This window comes from Bradyrhizobium sp. USDA 336 (assembly GCF_044908355.1).
Lineage (GTDB): Bacteria > Pseudomonadota > Alphaproteobacteria > Rhizobiales > Xanthobacteraceae > Bradyrhizobium > Bradyrhizobium yuanmingense.
The window spans coordinates 6254153-6269607 of record NZ_JBIYDC010000002.1 but is presented as its reverse complement, the minus strand read 5'-3'; the positions used below and the strand labels follow the sequence as shown (position 1 = coordinate 6269607).

Here is a 15455-nt window from a genome sequence, read left to right as displayed (position 1 = left end):
TCATTTTGTGAGGGGATCGGTCTTTTTGACGCCCTGCTCTAGGAACAGCTCCTCCGGCGGACCGTTGCCGGGACGTGCGTAACGACATCACCCATGATTCCGGCGAGGGGCTGAGCCCGACGCTCGAGCGCAACATCCAGGCGTTGGTCGCGCGGCGGCGCCGCGAGCAGCAGGCGGCAAGCGGCCAGGACAAGGTCGCGGACGCGATCACGGCCTTCACCGGCAGCATGATCTTCGTCTACCTGCACCTCGCCTTGTTTGGGTTCTGGATCATCGCCAACCTACATTGGATTCCGGGAATTCCAGCGTGGGACGAGAGCTTCGTCGTGCTGGCGATGATCGCCTCGGTGGAGGCGATCTTCCTCTCCACCTTCGTGCTGATCTCGCAGAACCGCATGACCGCGGCGGCCGACAAGCGCGCCGATCTCGATCTCCAGATCAGCCTGCTCGCCGAGCACGAGCTGACCAAGGTGGCCCGCCTGCTCACTCAGGTCGCCGAGCGGCTCGACGTCAAGCCGGACGCGGAGCGCGACCTGCAGGAAGCGGCCCGGGACATCGCCCCCGAGCGCGTGCTCGACAAGATCGAGGAGACGCGCTCCTAAAGCGCGATGCGATCAGGGTGAAGCGTCATCGCGCTTTAGGTTGTTGTTTGAGCATGATCTTTTCGGAAAACCGCTTCACACTTTTCCGAATCATGCTGTAGCTATCGGCGGCCTGGCGCCGACAGCTCCAGCGTCAGGAACAGGCTGTTGGGATCCTCGACATAACCCTCGAACGGGCGGCAGGCGACGAAGCCGTGCGCCAGATAGAGTGCGTGCGCCGGCTTGAAATAGTCCCACGAGCCGGTCTCGAGGCTGAGCCGCGTCATGCCGCGCCCACGGGCCTCCGTGATGATGTGACGCAGCATCTGGCCGCCATAGCCGCGCCGCCGCGCGGTCTGCAGCGTGTGCATCGACTTGACCTCGCCGTGGCCAGTCGAAAGCGTCTTCAACGCGCCGGTGGCGACCAGCGTCTCGCCGTCCCAGCCAGTCCAGAACGCGACGTCAGGTGCACGCAGGCCCGCGAGATCGAGCGCATGGTCGCTGCCCGGCGCCGTCTGCGCCCGTGCGGCCGCAACGTGATGATCGAGCAGCGCGACGACGCGCGGATCATAGGTGTCGCCGGTACGGATCTGCATCGTGTTCGTCTCCACGCTCTGGCCTTCACATCTTGCCGTAGGACGCGCCGCGCCTGACGATGATGACGTAGCGCGCGTCCTGCCTGGTTTCGTTCTCGAAGATCACGGCACGCATCACGTCGAAATCCAGACAATCGCCCTCGCGCAGCCGCACCGCCTTGGCATCGATATGCACGGCGATCGCGCCCTCCAGCATCAGCAGCTGCTGGGTGAAGGCGTTGCGCCCCCACGGGCTGTAGGAAACGCGCGCGCCGGCGGGAAGGTCGACCACGATGGTCTCGATGCCGCTGGCCGCATCCGGCGGCGAGGCGTGACGCCGGCGATAGCCGCTGTCGGGATCGCGCCAGAGCGGCTGGTCGGCAAGCCGCACCAGGCGCTCCGGCGGCTTCTCGGTGAGCGCGACGACATCGCTGAGCGTGACGTCGAGCGCGGCGCAGAGCTTGTTGAGCAGCGCCGCCGTCGCACTGCTCTGCGCCCGCTCCACCCGCCCGATCATGGCCCGGCTGACGCCGGAGCGCGCCGCGAGTTCGTTCAACGTTATCCCGGCCTGCGTCCGCAGCGTCTTCAGGCGCCGGCCAATGGCGCGATCGAGTTTTTGCTGGTCCATGGGTTTCATCCGAACATCGCCCGATACGATGACCGCTCCCGCCCGGGCGAGAGAAGCTTAGCGCGCGCGGAGGCACACGCGGGGAGCGGAAGTCCAATATATTAGAAACTTTGCGGGGGGTCGTGCGGCGGACTAGGATACGCCCCAACCACAAAAAAAATCGGAGGCGATGAATGGGTGGCCCGACGCAGCGGAGGATCAAAGCCAACGGCATCAGCCTCAATGTCGCCGAGCAGGGCGACGGGCCCATGGTGCTGCTCTGCCATGGCTTTCCGGAAGGCTGGTACTCCTGGCGGCATCAACTCGAGGCGTTGGCGGCGGCCGGCTACCACGCGGTCGCACCCGACATGCGCGGCTACGGAAAGAGCGACCGGCCCGAAGCGATCGATCAGTACACGATCCTTCATATGGTCGGCGATCTCGTCGGCGTGCTCGACGCGTTCGAGGCGAAGCACGCCGTCATCGTCGGACATGACTGGGGCGCGACAATCGCTTGGCACACGGCGCGCCTGCGGCCCGATCGCTTCCGGGCCGCCGCGATCCTCAGCGTACCGTATCGGCCGCGCAGTCCGGTGCGGCCGACGAGCGTCATGCCGCAGACGGCGGATGCGCAGTTCTATCAGCTGTACTTCCAGGAGCCAGGTATCGCCGAAGCTGAGTTCGAGCGGGATCCTCGCGCAACACTCGGCGCCATGCTCTTTGGCGGCTCCGGCGAAGGGGCGGCCGCGATCCGCGCCAATGCAGAGCATCAGGGGCGAACGGCCGCCGTCGGCATAGTCTCCCGCAAGGACGGCATGCTACCGAAGGTGCCGGTGCCGCTTCCGTCCTGGCTGAGTGCCGCCGAGCTCGACCACTACGCTACCGAGTTTGCGCGCAGCGGCTTTCGCGGGCCGCTCAATTACTACCGAAACATCGATCGCAATTGGGAGCTGATGGCAGCATTCGAGGGCATGCAGGTGGTGGTGCCCTCGCTCTTCATCGCCGGCGACCACGACATGGTCATCTCCTTTCCCGGTGCCGCCGAACATCTCGCCAACATGAAGCAATGGGTGCCGCAGCTGCGCGAAATCAAGATGCTGCCCGGCTGCGGACATTGGACGCAGCAGGAGCGGCCGGCGGAGGTGAACGCGGCGATCGTCCAGTTTCTGAAAAGCCTACCGAACTAAAGGCTGGAGCGGGCGAAGGGAATCGAACCCTCGTATGCAGCTTGGGAAGCTGCCGTTCTACCATTGAACTACGCCCGCGGATGCGCAAGCCCGCGCCCCTCCTGATTAGCCGAGACGGCGCCTGCCGCCAAGCGGTTTGGCGCGACTGGCGGGGCAGTTGTTAACGTCCTGATAAGATTCCAGGTGCGCCGGATTGTGGCGGTGTTATGATCGCTTTTCCGGGGAGAAACGTGCACTGAGTGGGGCGTGTGCATGGTGGGGCGGGCTTACGCGATATTCGACACGGCCATAGGCCGTTGCGGCATCATCTGGAGCGGCACCGGCGTGGTCGCCGTGCAATTGCCGGAGGCGCGGGAGATCGACACCCGCCGCCGGATTTTCCAGGTCCATCCCGAGGCGCGGGAGCAGCGCCCGTCCGAGAACGCCGAGCTGGCGATCGAGGGCATCACGGGCCTGCTGCAAGGTCACGATCCCGACTTCTCCGAGGTCAGCCTGGACGCCGGCGGGGTGCCCGGCTTCGACCGGCGCGTCTACGAGTACGCCTGCAGCATTCCGCGCGGGGAGACACGCACGTATCACGAGGTCGCCCGGGCGCTGGGCGCCTCCGGCGCGTCCTATTCCGTGGCGCAGGCGATTGCGAAAAATCCCTTCATGCTGATCGTGCCCTGCCACCGGGTGCTGGAGGCTGGCAATTACACCGACCGGCTCTCGCCCTATGGAGGCGTGATCTCCAAGCGGCGGCTGCTGGCGCTCGAAGGCGCCCACCCCATCGCCAGCAAGACGCTGTTCGAGGTGCTGCTGCCGGTTGCTCCGCCGCGGGCGCCTACCTAAATACGCGGGATGCACGCCACCACGTTGCTGACGACGCCCTCGATCACGGCATCCGAGTTTCGCTGCGATGCGGGCCCGGACGACACGCCGTTTGCGGAATGCCGCACCGGCCATTCCATCGCCTATGTCCGCTCCGGCAGCTTCGGCTGCCATTGCCGCGCCGGCTTCTTCGAGCTGGTGGCGGGCTCGATGCTGATCGGCGCCCCCGGCGAGGAATACACCTGCACGCATGAGCACGTCTCCGGCGACGTCTGCCTCGGCTTCTTCCTCAGCGAGGATCTGGTCGACGCCCTCGGCGGGCGGCGCGAGGTCTGGCAGATCGGCGCGACGCCGCCGCTGCCCGAGTTGATGGTGCTGGGCGAGCTGGCTCAGACGGCAGCAGATGGCAACAGCGATCTCGGTCTCGACGAGATCGGCCAAATCCTGGCCGGCCGTTTTGTCGACGCCGTCTCGGGCAAAGCGCGCAAGCCGGCCACCCCCACCGCACGCGACCGCCGCCGCGCGGTGGAGGCGGCGCTGTGGATCGACGACAATTCGCATGCCGAGCTCGACCTCGAGCAGGCTGCCAAGCAGGCGGGATTGAGCCCGTTTCATTTCCTGCGGCTGTTCTCGGCCGTGCTCGGCGTCACCCCGCATCAATATCTCGTGCGCTCGCGGCTGCGCCACGCGGCACGGCTGCTCGCTGACGACGACATCCCCGTCACCGACATCGCCTATGACGTCGGCTTCGGCGATCTCTCCAATTTCGTCCGCACCTTCCATCGCGCCGCCGGCGTGTCGCCGACCAAGTTCCGGCAGGCGTCGAAGGGGGAGCGCAAGATTCTCCAAGAGCAGCTTGCCCTCAACTGACTAGGGTCGTCTCCGGCGCGTGTCCTTCGCGGCACGCTTCTTCGCAATGGAGACGAACATGTACGACCACATCGGATTGCGCGTTGCCGACCTCAACGCCGCCACGCGCTTCTACAGCGCGGTGCTGGCGCCGCTCGGCTTTGTCCTGTGCTCGAGCGGCGACGGCTATGCCGGCTTCGGGCCGAAGGGCGAGCCGGCGCTGTGGCTGCACCTGAACAAGGGCCGCAAGGCCGACGGCGTCCACATCGCCTTCCGCGCCGGGGATCATGACGCGGTCAAGGCGTTTCACAGCGAAGGCCTCAAGTGCGGCGGTCGCGACAATGGCGGCGCCGGCCCGCGGAAGGATTACAGCCCGACCTATTACGCGGCGTTCCTGATCGACCCTGATGGCAACAATGTCGAGGCGGTTTGTGTGTGAGCGCTAGCCACTCGCTCCGTCATTGCGAGGAGCTCTTGCGACGAAGCAATCCAGACTGCTTCCGCGGATACAGTTCTGGATTGCTTCGCTGCGCTCGCAATGACGGCATCTGTGGCACCACTTATCGCAATCAAGGATACCTTCATGGCCTCCATCCACAACGACATCTCCCTCCCCGCCCCCGCGCGCGACGTCTGGGGCGCAGTGCGTGATTTCGGCGCGCTACATCAGCGGCTGGTGCCGGGCTTCGTCACGGCGTGCACGCTCGATGGCGATGCGCGCATTGTCACCTTCGCCAACGGCTCGGTCGCGCGCGAAGTGCTGGTCGACTGCGACGATGCGCGGCGGCGCCTCGTCTATGCCATCAGCAACGAGCGGCTGAGGCATTACAGCGCCTCGGTGCAGGTCATTGTCGAGGGCGAGACGAGCTGCCGCCTCGTCTGGATCATCGACATGCTGCCGAACGAGCTCGCGCCTTACGTCCAGGGGCAAACCAAGGAGGCGGTGGCCGCCATGCACAAGGCGTTTCCGCCCGCGGCAGCCTGATCGTTCACTGTGAGTTTTCTCACAGAGCTCCGTCCTCGCCGGCCCTAACCATGCCCGCGTGCGTCCGGTTGGCTCTGCTCTCCCGGCGGCGCCACGCACGCGAGGAGCATGCCATGAGAGGTGCGGACAAGGTGATCTGCCAGGCAGCTGCAATGCTGCTGCTGTTTTCAATCTCGAGCGTGCCGGCAAAAGCGCAATTCCTCGGCGGCGGCGGTGCCGGCGGCGAGGACATGATGACCCCGATGGCGCCGATGCTGGAGATGATGAAGGCGAAGATGGGCAAGCGCCGCTTCGCCATGCTGATGCGGACCATGGGCCCGATGATGAGCCGCATGATGGAGAACGGCGGCGGCGGGCTCGGCGGCTTGATGGGCGGCGGCGGCAATTTCGGCGGCGGATTCAGTGCACCGATCTACGGCGGCTACGCGCCGATGGGCGGCGGCATCATGCCGGTCGGGATCGGCAGCATGGGCGGCGGCGACATCATGGGCATGCTCGGCGGCAGCGACATGATGGCGATGATCCCGCAATTGATGCGGCTCGCCAATACCGGCGGCGGCCATCGCCGACACAAGCGTCGCTAGTCGGCAGCCGAAAGCGCCGGCTTGATCGCAGGCTTCGTCTCGCGCGGTCCCCAGCGTGTCAGCACGACGCTGGAGCACGACAAGAGGCCGAGCACGACCATCGAGCTCGCGGCGAGCCAGAAGAAGCTCTGCGCGCTGGCGCCGTGCCTCGACAGCCACCAGCCGATTCCGGCGATGTAGATCAGCCGCGCGGTCTGCGCCAGCACCGGGCCGATCACCTTGGCCGCGCCTTGCGAGGAAAAATACATCGTCGTCGCAAGACCGAAGAAGGCGTAGAACGGCCCGACCGTCGAGAGATATTGATGGCTCGCCGCGCGCACCGCCACGCTGTCGGTGAACATGTTGACCCAGAGATCGGGGAAGATCGCAACGAGGCACGCCGGCGCACCGACCGCCACGAAAGCGGCAACGCTGGCGGTCCAGGCGATGCGCCGGGCCCGCGCGATGCGGCCGGCGCCGATCGCCATGCCGACCATCGGCACGCAGGCGATGCCGAACGAGAATGCGATCGAGGTCAGCAGGAATTCGAGCCGCGCGCCGACGCCGTAGCCGGCGAGGATCGCAGTGCCGAACTGCGCCAGCATGTGGGTGAAGATCGAGATCGTCAGCACCGATTGCAGCGGCGAGAAGCAGGCGATGGCGCCGACCTTGAGGATGTCGAAGAACATCGCCCATTGGATGCGCAGGCCGCGCAGCTTCAGTGTGATCCGCGCGCGGCCGGAGAACAGGTACCAGCTCATGATGCCGATGTTCATGGTGTAGGCGATCAGCGCGCCGGCGGCGACGCCGCGCATGCCGAACTGCGGCACCGGCCCGAGCCCGAGGCCGAGCGTGCCGCCGAGCACGATCTGCCAGGCCGCGGAGTTGAGGATCAGGAACGACGGCAGCTTCATGTTGCCGGTGCCGCGCAAGATGCCCGCCATGGTGTTAAGCAGCCAGGGCAGCACGGCGCCGCCGAAGAACACCTGCGTGTAGGCGATCGCATGCGCAAGCACATCGCCGCGGCCGCCGAGCATTTCGAGCAGCCTCGGCCCGAAGATCAGCATGCCCAGCATGAAGACGAGGCCGAAGCTGATGCCGATCAGCATCGCGTGCACGGCCAGGATGCCGGCGCGCTCGCGGTCCCCGGCGCCGAGCGCACGCGCGATGGCCGAGGCCACCGCGCCGCCCATGGCGCCGCCGGACATCGTCATCGTCAGAATGATCGTCGGAAACACCAGCGCCATCGCCGCCAGCGCCTCGACGCCGAGCCGGCCGACATAGGAGGTCTCGGCGATGACGACGCAGATGCCGGCCGACAGGCCGATCACGTTCGGCCAAGCGAGCGAGAGCAGCGTGCGCAGGATCGGCCCGTCGGTCAGCGCGCTTCTGATCGGCGGCGGAGGCGGCGGCAGCGGGCGCTCTTGCTCATCGACCGGGATTTCGGCGATGTCGGACATGTCCTCTCCCGGGCGCAAGCGCCATTTGCAGCGCAGCAATCACTTGGTGTGCCAATGGATTCGTTCGCGCGAATGGCGCAGCTGAAGCGTGTTAGCACGGCGCGCGGTGCTTCCGCCTGCGCCTGATGCAGGCGTGCCCTGCGGCAGCGCATTTCAAGCGGTGGAATTACTCGATCGTCCACACCAGCGGCGGACGGCCGCCTACCGCGGTGCGCATCTGCACGCCGATATGCCGGCCGCAGCCTGCGGCGAGACCCTCGAACAATCCCTCCAGCACCTTCGCGCAGGCGCGGTGGTAGTCGGCGATGTCGTCCATCAGCTTCCAGCTCTGCTGCCGGATCTCGAACGTGCCTTCCGATTGCGTCATCTCGGCCGCATCATCCTGCGCAGCGAGCATCGCGTTCAGGAACAATGCGAATTCTCGCGCGCCGCCGCGGGTCGTCGCCAGCGCCGCGGCGACCTCGTCGAAATATTGCATGCCGATCAGCTTGCCGGTGAGGTGCAGCAGATAGCCGGCATCCTCCGGGCCGAACAGCTGCACCATCACGGGCGCGGCGGTGCGGACATATTCCATCGCGTAATTGCGATAGGCCTTTTCCAGCCGCGGTTTTGGCCAGCTCGCGACCGGCAATGCGGGCGCCGTCTTCGCATCGAACAAAGGTGCTTCGAGGTGGCGCGCGAACACGAGGCGCTGGTCAAGCTCGAGCGGATGGTCGTAGAGATGATAATAGCCTTCGAGCCCGTCCTGACCGTCGACGCTCTGCTTGGTGCAGACGAAACCGAGCCTGAGATCGCCGAGAGCCGCGCCATTGTTGGCGTGCCAGCCGCGCAGCATGGCGCGGGAGACCTCGCCGGGGATGCCGCAGATCGCGGTGCCCTTCCAGATCCAGCGCGGCGGCGGATAGCGGATCCAGGCTTTGGTGTCGCTCTCATACATGTATTCGACGTGCACGCCGCCGATCCAGTTGGAGAGATAGTGGTATTGCGCAGCCGCGACCGCCGGCGGCAGATGGTCGATCCCGAGCTTTTTGAGCCCCGGCAGGAAGCGTTCCTGCTGCTGGCGACGGAACACGCGGAAGACGAATTCTGCCGCATCCGCCGTGCCGCGGCGCGTGACGATTGTGAGGATCAGCCCGGTGAAACAGGCGTGATAGAGATCGGCGATCGCACGCCAGCGCTTCCATTGCGCTTCCTGCGCGAGGTCTGGTGCGGTGGTCATGTTCGCTCCCGGCTTGTTGTTTTGCGGGAGTGTGTCATCGCGGATCGGGTGACGCAACCAGACGCGATCTCGGTGTCATCGCCCGCCTTGTGCGCCATTGCGCACTGGGACGGGCGATCGAGTACTCCGAGATGGTCATGCTTGAATCGAGAGGCCGCGGCGTACTGGATTCCCCGCCTCCGCGGGGAATGACAGCGGTGGGTGAGGTTAGCACTACACCCTGAAATGCTTGCTGAGCTTCAGGCCTTGCGCCTGGTAGTTGGAACCGATGCGCTGGCCGTACATGGCGTCGGGGCGGGCCAGCATCTTTTCGTAGACGAGGCGGCCGACGATCTGGCCGTGCTCGAGGATGAACGGCACCTCGCGCGAGCGCACCTCCAGCACGGCGCGCGATCCCAGCCCGCCTGCGCCGGCATAGCCGAAGCCGGGATCGAAGAAGCCGGCATAGTGCACGCGGAACTCGCCGACCAGGGGGTCGAACGGCACCATTTCCGCGGCGTAGTCGGGCGGCACCTGCACCGCTTCCTTGGAGGCGAGGATGTAGAACTCGCCGGGGTCGAGGATCAGGCTGCCATCGGGGCGCGCCGAAATCGGCTCCCAGAAATCCTCCACCGCGTAGCCCGCGCGGCGGTCGACATCGACGACGCCGGTGTGGCGCTTGGCGCGATAGCCGACGAAGCCGCTCGCCTTCTCGCCGGAGAGATCGACCGAGACGGCAACGCCGCCGGAAAGATCCGCATCGTCGATGTCGACGAGACGTTCGCTGGCGTGCAGCGCATCGAGCTCGTCGGCATTGAGGATGGCATCGCCGGTGCGGAAGCGCACCTGGCTGAGACGCGAGCCCTCGCGCACCAGCACCGGAAACGTCTTCGGGCTGATCTCGGCATAGAGCGGGCCGTGATAGCCGGCGCCGATCATGTCGAAGCGACGGGTGCCGTCGGCGATCACGCGGGTGAAGACGTCGAGCCGGCCGGTCGAGCTCTTCGGATTGGCGGCAGCGACGATCTCGGGCGGCAGCGCGAGGCTCTCGAGCAGCGGCACGATGTAGACGCAGTTGGTCTCGAGCACCGCGCCGTCGGCGAGGCTAAACTCGTGCAGCTTCAGCTCGTCGATGCGCTCGGCCACGGTGGCACCGGGCCCGGGGAGGAAGCTGGCGCGGACCCGATAGGCGATGTCGCCAAGGCGCAGATCGAGGCTCGCCGGCTGGATCTGGCTCTCGACGAAGTCGTAGGCGGGCAGGATGAGACCTTCTTCCGCCATCGCCGCGATCGTGCGGTCGGGCAGGATACCATTGGCGTCGGCGGCGACCGTGAACGTCAACCGGGGGTCCTCATCAGGGGTCGAATGCATCCGGCCATGCCGGAAATACAAGTCTTTTACGGCTATCCGATGGACGCCTTGACGGAAAGGGCATTGCGGAATATGAGCATCACTTATCCCGTGGTGATTTGAGCCGGCCGGCTTGCAGCCACGTTAAATAAGTCGCTAAACAGGCCGGGGACCTCTGTGATCCCGGCCCGTGGAGATATCCAGGCCGGTTTTTTTGTGACCGTTTTGCCTCGACGGTCATGTCGGAGAGGGTCCTATGTCGAAGTCGTCTGCTGCCTACCGCCCCGAAACCCGCCTGGTCCATTCCGGCACCCTGCGCTCGCAATATGGGGAGACCTCGGAGGCGCTGTTCCTGACGCAAGGCTATGTCTACGCCAGCGCGGAGGAGTGCGAGGCGCGCTTCAAGGGCGAGGATCCCGGCTTCATCTATTCGCGCTATTCCAACCCGACGATTGCAATGTTCGAGCGCCGCATGATCGAGCTCGAGGGCGCCGAGGCCGCGCGCTCGGCGGCAACCGGCATGGCGGCGGTGACGACCGCGATCCTGGCGCCGCTCAAGGCCGGCGATCACGTGGTCGCCTCCCGTGCGCTGTTCGGCTCCTGCCTCTACGTCATCCAGGACCTGTTGCCGCGCTACGGCATTGAGGCCACGCTGGTCGACGGGCTCGATCTCGACCAGTGGCAACGGGCGCTGAGGCCCAACACCAAGACGTTCTTCCTGGAGAGCCCCACCAACCCGACGCTGGACGTGCTCGACATTCCCTCGATTGCCGAGATCGCGCACAAGGGCGGCGCGCGGCTCGTCGTCGACAACGTGTTTGCAACCCCGATCTGGCAGAGCCCGCTCGCGCTCGGCGCCGACGTCGTCGTCTACTCCGCAACCAAGCACATCGACGGCCAGGGCCGCTGTCTCGGCGGCATCATCCTGTCCTCCGAAGCCTTCATCGCCGAGCACATCCACAATTTCATGCGCCAGACCGGCCCGTCGATCTCGCCGTTCAATGCCTGGGTCCTGCTCAAGGGACTGGAGACGCTGGGCGTGCGCGTGCGCGCGCAGACCGACACGGCCGCGCGCGTCGCCGAGGTGCTGGCGAGCCATCCCAAGATCTCGCGACTGGTCTATCCCGGCCGCGCCGATCATCCGCAGGCGGCGCTGGTGAAGAAGCAGATGCGCGGCGGCTCGACGCTGGTCGGCTTCGAGGTGAAGGGCGGCAAGGCGGCGGCGTTCCGTGTGCTCAACGAATTGAAGCTCGCCAAGATCTCCAACAATCTCGGCGACGCCAAGAGCCTCGTCACGCATCCGGCGACCACGACGCATCAGCGCCTCAAGCCGGAAGACCGCGCCGCGCTCGGCATCAGCGAGGGCTTCATCCGCTTCTCGGCGGGGCTGGAGCACGCGGATGACCTGATCGAGGATCTCACCGCGGCGCTGGAGAAGGCGTGAGGGCGAATGGCGAATAGTGAGTGGCAAATGGACCCAGCCCTATTCGCTACTCGCCATTCCCTACTCGCCTCTACATCGGCCGGTACGTTCTCACATCGGCGGGCACGCTCACACCGAGCTTGATCTGGCCGACGGAGCGGATGATGTCGTCCCCGAGCAGCTGGGCGAAGCAGGCATAGCCCCAATCGTTCATGTGCAGGCCGTCGGCGATGACGAAGCTCTCGACCGGGATCGACTGGTTCTCGTGCCAGTCGCGCATCACCTCGAAGCGGGGGAAGATACCGACCTTGCGGAGCTCGGCGACGTTGCCGAGCAGCTTGATCATCTTGCCGGCGCTCTCCTTGCGCTGGTTGACGGCCGGCGAATATTGCGGATCGACCAGCACGATGTCGGTGCCGCCGGCGGCCTGAATGCGGTTGATGCCGTCCTCCACCAGCTTGACGGTCTCGCCGGGATCGAGATTGCGCAGCACGGCGTTGGTGCCGACCTGCCAGATCACGAGATCCGGATGCCTGTCGATCACCTGCGTCTGCAGACGCTTCATCATCTCGGGGGCGTCCTCGCCGCCGACGCCCGCATTGATGACGCTGATGTCGGCGGTCGGATAGTGCCGGCGCAGCTGCGCGGCGAGACGATTGGGGTAATTGAACTCCGGCGAGCTCGCGCCGAACCCTTGAGTCGACGACGAGCCGAACGCGACGATGACGACGGGCTGGCCGGCGGCCAGCTTGCTCGCGACATGCGGCAGCGAGCCCATCGCCTTGGAGCCGCCCTTCGGCGGCAGGCAGGGCACCCGGCTGAAGATGTCGGCGGCGGACTTCGCGACCTCCTTCACCTTGTCGATGGCGCGCGAGGTGACGCCGCGCTGCTCGGGCGACCTCGCGGCGACGGTGGTCTGGGACGGCGCTGCGGGCGCGGGATCAGGCGACTGGGCGGGTGCGGGGGTCGCCGGCTGTGCAGCCGGCGTCTGCGCATGCGAGGCGGGGCGTCAGCAACAACAGCACTGCTGTTGCAGGCACGGCCAACCATGACGTCAGGCAAAAAGGGCGGAGAGAACTCATTAACGCTAGACCTCAATTTTGCTGCTGGGCCGGCTCCAGATGAGCAGCGTCAATCACGAACTGTGCCAACGCCCGGCCGAGGCAATCATGGACCTGTTTCGCCAGCTCAGGCCCGCGGGACGGGTTGAACAGGTCGAACTGGCCCTGTTCATTCCACTGCCGCATGATCGCGAAACGATCGAACAGCGGGATGTCGTGCTCCTGTGCCACGACGCGCATATTATCGAGAAAAGGCTGCGCCGAGATCATGGTCTCGGTGCGCGGGCTATATTGCAAATTCATCAAGACGACGTCCGCCCCTGCCTTTTGCAGCGCAACAACCCCGTCGGTCACCGCGCTACGAAATTCGTCGGGATCGATGGATCGGATAGCATCCACGGTCCCGGTCTGCCAGATGACCAAAGTAGGCGTTTTTGCTTCCATCAGCTTAACGAAGGTGGACGCGGTCTCCTCTGCCGTTTTCTTGCTCTGTATTTCTACGGAGACGTGCACCGGCTCGGAGGGCGGCAGCTTCTCCTTGAGGATCGCCTCCATGCGCGCCGGATAGGAGCTGCTCTCCGACGACGGAATCGTGGTCGAGCGGCTGCCGATCACCAGGATGTCGAGCGGTTTGCCGGCCTTGATCGCCTCGGCGACCTTGGGCAGCTGGCTTTCACTGGTCAGCAGATAGGACGGCAATTCGCAGGCCGCAGGCACAGGGGATGCGGCAGACGCGGCATCGCCCGCGCGCGCCGTGGGCGCGGCGAGGTTACCGCACAGCAGGACCAGGCTCAGGAGAACCTTCGCCTTCATCAGCCCCCTCCCGCCAGATCGGCGTTGCCGACGGCGTTCTTGGTTTTCGCACCGCTCTTGTCAGCCACACGCTTGTACCACGAAATGATCCACGCAACTCCCCACATGATCAGGATTCCGGAGAGGCTAATCAACGCATGCATCACCGGCCCGCCGGAGATTTCGGCGAGGACGAAATGGCCGGCAAAGGCCAGGAAGACGCCGAGGCAGAAGATCTCGAGCGAATGCTGACCACATAGAATCAATGGTCGTAGCCAGCGCGATTTCAAGCCCGGCCAATCGCGGGGCAGGAAGCGTACGGTCAGCGCCGCCAGCGCCAGGAAGTGCGCGAAGCGCAGCACGTCGAGGTCGGTCTTGTCGATCGGATACATCCATTGTTCGATCTGCTTCGGCATGAACTGGGAGAGCTGGGGCACGTACCAGGTCAAGGTCACGTAGAACGCCGCGATGAGATAGGCGATCGAGATCCACATCGTCACGGGCGAGGCCAGGATGCCCGACATGCGACGCGCACCTCCGAGCGCGCACCAGGCACCGAACACGAACAACAATTGCCAGGCGAAAGGATTGAAGGCCCAGAAGCCGTTCGGATAGGCCGACAGGTAAAGGTCGTACTCCCAGGTCACCGCGTAGAGCAGGACCGACAGCCCGAGCGTGACGTCCGGCCGCCATTTCATCGACCACAGGATCAGAGGCAGCGCCAGCATCAGCACGATGTAGAGCGGCAGCACGTCCATGTTGACGGGACGGAAGCGCAGCAGCAGCGCCTGCACGATGACGACGTCGGGCTGCTTGAGGAAGTCCATGATGCCCATCTCTTCGGTGTAGAGCGGGTTCTCGAACCTGGTCGCGACATAGGAGATCTCGGCGAGGAAGATCGTGAACAGGAAGACGTGGGCGACGTAGATCTGCCAGACCCGGCGCAGGATGCGCGCGGTGGCGATGAGAACGCCGCTCTCCAGCATGGCCCGGCCATAGACGAAGGCGGCGGTGTAGCCGGAGATGAAGATGAAAATTTCGGTGGCGTCGCTGAGGCCGTAATTGCGGATCGTGAACCAGGTCAGCAGACTGGGCGGCAGATGGTCGATGAAGATCAGCCATAGCGCGAGCCCGCGGAACAGATCGAGTCGGAGCTCGCGCTCGCCGATGGCGGGCAGCGTGATGGCCGGCGCTGCGGCGCGCGCCTTGGTCCCTGCGGGCTTGGCGCCCGCGGTTCCTGCGATGGTCGATCCCGTCACTTGGTCGGCAATGGTCATCGGGGCCTGGAAACCCTTCCGCAAATCGCGACATTGAAGCAGTGTAATGGTCCGGCTGTCGTCTCGCAAAGCGTCCGGATCACATCAGGGTGTCTCCCTCGGTGGTGTGCTTTCCCGCCAATTCTGGCGGGACGATGTCGCCAAGGCGCCCGCGGGGGTTTGGTTCCCGGGGCGGATTTCGGTATGATGACAGCCATGTACCGCGCCGTGACCCGCCAGATCGAAGTGACCGTCGAGCCGAACTTTGTTCCGGAGCAATCGTCGGCCGACCGCTCGCGCTACTTCTGGTCCTACACCATCGTCATCACCAATTCGGGCGAGGAGACCGTGCAGCTCAAGACGCGGCACTGGATCATCACCGATGCCTCCGGCCGCCAGCAGGAGGTGAAGGGCGAAGGCGTGGTCGGCGAGCAGCCGATCCTCGCCCCCGGGGAGCGCTTCGAATACACCTCCGGCGTGCCGCTCTCGACCGCCTCGGGCTTCATGACCGGCCGCTACCAGATGGTCAGCGAAACCGGCGAGCGTTTCGAGATCGACGTGCCGACATTTTCGCTGGACAGCCCCGACAACAAGCGGGTGTTGAATTAGGGAGGCGAGTTCGCCGTAACACTCACAACTGTCATGCCCCGGCTTGACCGGGGCATCCAGTACGCCACGGCCTCTCGTTTCGATCAGCATCGTCTCGGAGTACTGGATCGCCCGATCAAGTCGGGCGATGACACCGCGCGTGTGGCACT

Annotated in this window: 16 protein-coding genes, 1 tRNA gene, 1 pseudogene and 1 riboswitch; of the genes and pseudogenes, 9 read left to right on the top strand and 9 right to left on the bottom strand. The window is 65.4% G+C overall.

Going from position 1 to position 15455, the window contains the following annotated elements:
* The first annotated feature begins 74 nt into the window (after positions 1-74).
* Complete coding sequence (locus ABIA45_RS30350) at positions 75-602, top strand: DUF1003 domain-containing protein (RefSeq protein WP_225128496.1); 528 nt, start codon at positions 75-77, stop codon at positions 600-602.
* A gap of 101 nt (positions 603-703) precedes the next feature.
* On the opposite strand, the gene ABIA45_RS30345 is transcribed toward ABIA45_RS30350, so the two are convergent.
* Together ABIA45_RS30345 and ABIA45_RS30340 are read right to left on the bottom strand one after the other, a co-directional pair.
* Positions 704-1177, bottom strand: a complete 474-nt coding sequence (locus ABIA45_RS30345) for a GNAT family N-acetyltransferase (protein WP_404654650.1) — start codon at positions 1175-1177, stop codon at positions 704-706.
* A 25-nt stretch (positions 1178-1202) separates the two neighbouring features.
* Positions 1203-1784 (bottom strand): helix-turn-helix domain-containing protein, encoded by a 582-nt coding sequence (locus tag ABIA45_RS30340; protein WP_404654649.1) that lies wholly within the window; start codon positions 1782-1784, stop codon positions 1203-1205.
* 173 nt (positions 1785-1957) lie between these two features.
* Here ABIA45_RS30340 and ABIA45_RS30335 point away from each other — a divergent pair, with 173 nt between their 5' ends.
* A complete protein-coding gene (locus ABIA45_RS30335) occupies positions 1958-2950 on the top strand; it encodes an alpha/beta fold hydrolase (protein ID WP_404654648.1) in 993 nt (330 codons plus the stop codon).
* A 4-nt stretch (positions 2951-2954) separates the two neighbouring features.
* On the opposite strand, the gene ABIA45_RS30330 is transcribed toward ABIA45_RS30335, so the two are convergent.
* Positions 2955-3028, bottom strand: a tRNA-Gly gene (locus tag ABIA45_RS30330).
* A 174-nt stretch (positions 3029-3202) separates the two neighbouring features.
* On the opposite strand from ABIA45_RS30330, the gene ABIA45_RS30325 reads away from it, so the two are divergent.
* The 5 genes from ABIA45_RS30325 to ABIA45_RS30305 all read left to right on the top strand — a co-directional run bounded on the left by ABIA45_RS30325 (position 3203) and on the right by ABIA45_RS30305 (position 6178).
* The gene (locus ABIA45_RS30325; protein WP_404654647.1) at positions 3203-3781 is read left to right on the top strand and encodes a methylated-DNA--[protein]-cysteine S-methyltransferase; all 579 of its coding nucleotides are present in this window, start codon (positions 3203-3205) and stop codon (positions 3779-3781) included.
* 9 nt (positions 3782-3790) lie between these two features.
* A complete protein-coding gene (locus ABIA45_RS30320; protein ID WP_404654646.1) occupies positions 3791-4630 on the top strand; it encodes a helix-turn-helix domain-containing protein in 840 nt (279 codons plus the stop codon).
* A 58-nt stretch (positions 4631-4688) separates the two neighbouring features.
* On the top strand, positions 4689-5048 hold the full coding sequence (locus ABIA45_RS30315; RefSeq protein WP_404654645.1) for a VOC family protein: 360 nt from the start codon (positions 4689-4691) through the stop codon (positions 5046-5048).
* A 144-nt stretch (positions 5049-5192) separates the two neighbouring features.
* On the top strand, positions 5193-5594 hold the full coding sequence (locus ABIA45_RS30310; protein WP_275501357.1) for an SRPBCC family protein: 402 nt from the start codon (positions 5193-5195) through the stop codon (positions 5592-5594).
* Positions 5595-5707: 113 nt separating this feature from the next.
* On the top strand, positions 5708-6178 hold the full coding sequence (locus ABIA45_RS30305; protein ID WP_404654644.1) for a hypothetical protein: 471 nt from the start codon (positions 5708-5710) through the stop codon (positions 6176-6178).
* Here the strand turns inward: ABIA45_RS30305 and ABIA45_RS30300 are convergent.
* The 3 genes from ABIA45_RS30300 to ABIA45_RS30290 form a co-directional block, all read right to left on the bottom strand.
* The gene (locus ABIA45_RS30300; RefSeq protein WP_275501359.1) at positions 6175-7617 is read right to left on the bottom strand and encodes an MATE family efflux transporter; all 1443 of its coding nucleotides are present in this window, start codon (positions 7615-7617) and stop codon (positions 6175-6177) included. The two genes, ABIA45_RS30305 and ABIA45_RS30300, sit on opposite strands and share 4 nt — an antisense overlap.
* Before the next feature lie 166 nt (positions 7618-7783).
* Positions 7784-8836, bottom strand: a complete 1053-nt coding sequence (locus ABIA45_RS30295; RefSeq protein ID WP_404545412.1) for a hypothetical protein — start codon at positions 8834-8836, stop codon at positions 7784-7786.
* 213 nt (positions 8837-9049) lie between these two features.
* The gene (locus ABIA45_RS30290; RefSeq protein ID WP_404545410.1) at positions 9050-10186 is read right to left on the bottom strand and encodes a 2'-deoxycytidine 5'-triphosphate deaminase; all 1137 of its coding nucleotides are present in this window, start codon (positions 10184-10186) and stop codon (positions 9050-9052) included.
* Positions 10187-10266: 80 nt separating this feature from the next.
* Positions 10267-10346: riboswitch (SAM riboswitch) on the top strand.
* Positions 10347-10421: 75 nt separating this feature from the next.
* On the opposite strand from ABIA45_RS30290, the gene ABIA45_RS30285 reads away from it, so the two are divergent.
* On the top strand, positions 10422-11609 hold the full coding sequence (locus ABIA45_RS30285; protein ID WP_225128479.1) for an O-succinylhomoserine sulfhydrylase: 1188 nt from the start codon (positions 10422-10424) through the stop codon (positions 11607-11609).
* Positions 11610-11679: 70 nt separating this feature from the next.
* On the opposite strand, the pseudogene ABIA45_RS30280 reads toward ABIA45_RS30285, so the two are convergent.
* The 3 genes and pseudogenes from ABIA45_RS30280 to ABIA45_RS30270 all read right to left on the bottom strand — a co-directional run bounded on the left by ABIA45_RS30280 (position 11680) and on the right by ABIA45_RS30270 (position 14718).
* Positions 11680-12670: pseudogene (locus ABIA45_RS30280) on the bottom strand (SGNH/GDSL hydrolase family protein).
* A 12-nt stretch (positions 12671-12682) separates the two neighbouring features.
* Positions 12683-13462: an SGNH/GDSL hydrolase family protein gene (locus ABIA45_RS30275; RefSeq protein WP_271546336.1), complete on the bottom strand. Its 780-nt coding sequence runs from the start codon at positions 13460-13462 to the stop codon at positions 12683-12685.
* Entirely contained in the window at positions 13462-14718 is a 1257-nt protein-coding gene (locus ABIA45_RS30270) for an OpgC domain-containing protein (RefSeq protein WP_404545407.1), read from the bottom strand. Before ABIA45_RS30270 ends, ABIA45_RS30275 begins: the two co-directional genes overlap by 1 nt.
* 195 nt (positions 14719-14913) lie before the next feature.
* Between ABIA45_RS30270 and apaG the strand changes: the two genes are divergently transcribed.
* On the top strand, positions 14914-15306 hold the full coding sequence (gene apaG, locus ABIA45_RS30265) for a Co2+/Mg2+ efflux protein ApaG (protein WP_024337101.1): 393 nt from the start codon (positions 14914-14916) through the stop codon (positions 15304-15306).
* Positions 15307-15455: the final 149 nt, after the last annotated feature.

What these genes read in the sequence shown, in the direction of transcription:
- ABIA45_RS30345 (WP_404654650.1), bottom strand. Translation starts at nt 1,177, where the DNA reads ATGCAGATCCGTACCGGCGACACCTATGATCCGCGCGTCGTCGCGCTG.
- ABIA45_RS30340 (WP_404654649.1), bottom strand. Translation starts at nt 1,784, where the DNA reads ATGGACCAGCAAAAACTCGATCGCGCCATTGGCCGGCGCCTGAAGACG.
- ABIA45_RS30335 (WP_404654648.1), top strand. Translation starts at nt 1,958, where the DNA reads ATGGGTGGCCCGACGCAGCGGAGGATCAAAGCCAACGGCATCAGCCTC.
- ABIA45_RS30325 (WP_404654647.1), top strand. Translation starts at nt 3,203, where the DNA reads ATGGTGGGGCGGGCTTACGCGATATTCGACACGGCCATAGGCCGTTGC.
- ABIA45_RS30320 (WP_404654646.1), top strand. Translation starts at nt 3,791, where the DNA reads ATGCACGCCACCACGTTGCTGACGACGCCCTCGATCACGGCATCCGAG.
- ABIA45_RS30315 (WP_404654645.1), top strand. Translation starts at nt 4,689, where the DNA reads ATGTACGACCACATCGGATTGCGCGTTGCCGACCTCAACGCCGCCACG.
- ABIA45_RS30310 (WP_275501357.1), top strand. Translation starts at nt 5,193, where the DNA reads ATGGCCTCCATCCACAACGACATCTCCCTCCCCGCCCCCGCGCGCGAC.
- ABIA45_RS30305 (WP_404654644.1), top strand. Translation starts at nt 5,708, where the DNA reads ATGAGAGGTGCGGACAAGGTGATCTGCCAGGCAGCTGCAATGCTGCTG.
- ABIA45_RS30300 (WP_275501359.1), bottom strand. Translation starts at nt 7,617, where the DNA reads ATGTCCGACATCGCCGAAATCCCGGTCGATGAGCAAGAGCGCCCGCTG.
- ABIA45_RS30295 (WP_404545412.1), bottom strand. Translation starts at nt 8,836, where the DNA reads ATGACCACCGCACCAGACCTCGCGCAGGAAGCGCAATGGAAGCGCTGG.
- ABIA45_RS30290 (WP_404545410.1), bottom strand. Translation starts at nt 10,186, where the DNA reads ATGCATTCGACCCCTGATGAGGACCCCCGGTTGACGTTCACGGTCGCC.
- ABIA45_RS30285 (WP_225128479.1), top strand. Translation starts at nt 10,422, where the DNA reads ATGTCGAAGTCGTCTGCTGCCTACCGCCCCGAAACCCGCCTGGTCCAT.
- ABIA45_RS30275 (WP_271546336.1), bottom strand. Translation starts at nt 13,462, where the DNA reads ATGAAGGCGAAGGTTCTCCTGAGCCTGGTCCTGCTGTGCGGTAACCTC.
- ABIA45_RS30270 (WP_404545407.1), bottom strand. Translation starts at nt 14,718, where the DNA reads ATGACCATTGCCGACCAAGTGACGGGATCGACCATCGCAGGAACCGCG.
- apaG (WP_024337101.1), top strand. Translation starts at nt 14,914, where the DNA reads ATGTACCGCGCCGTGACCCGCCAGATCGAAGTGACCGTCGAGCCGAAC.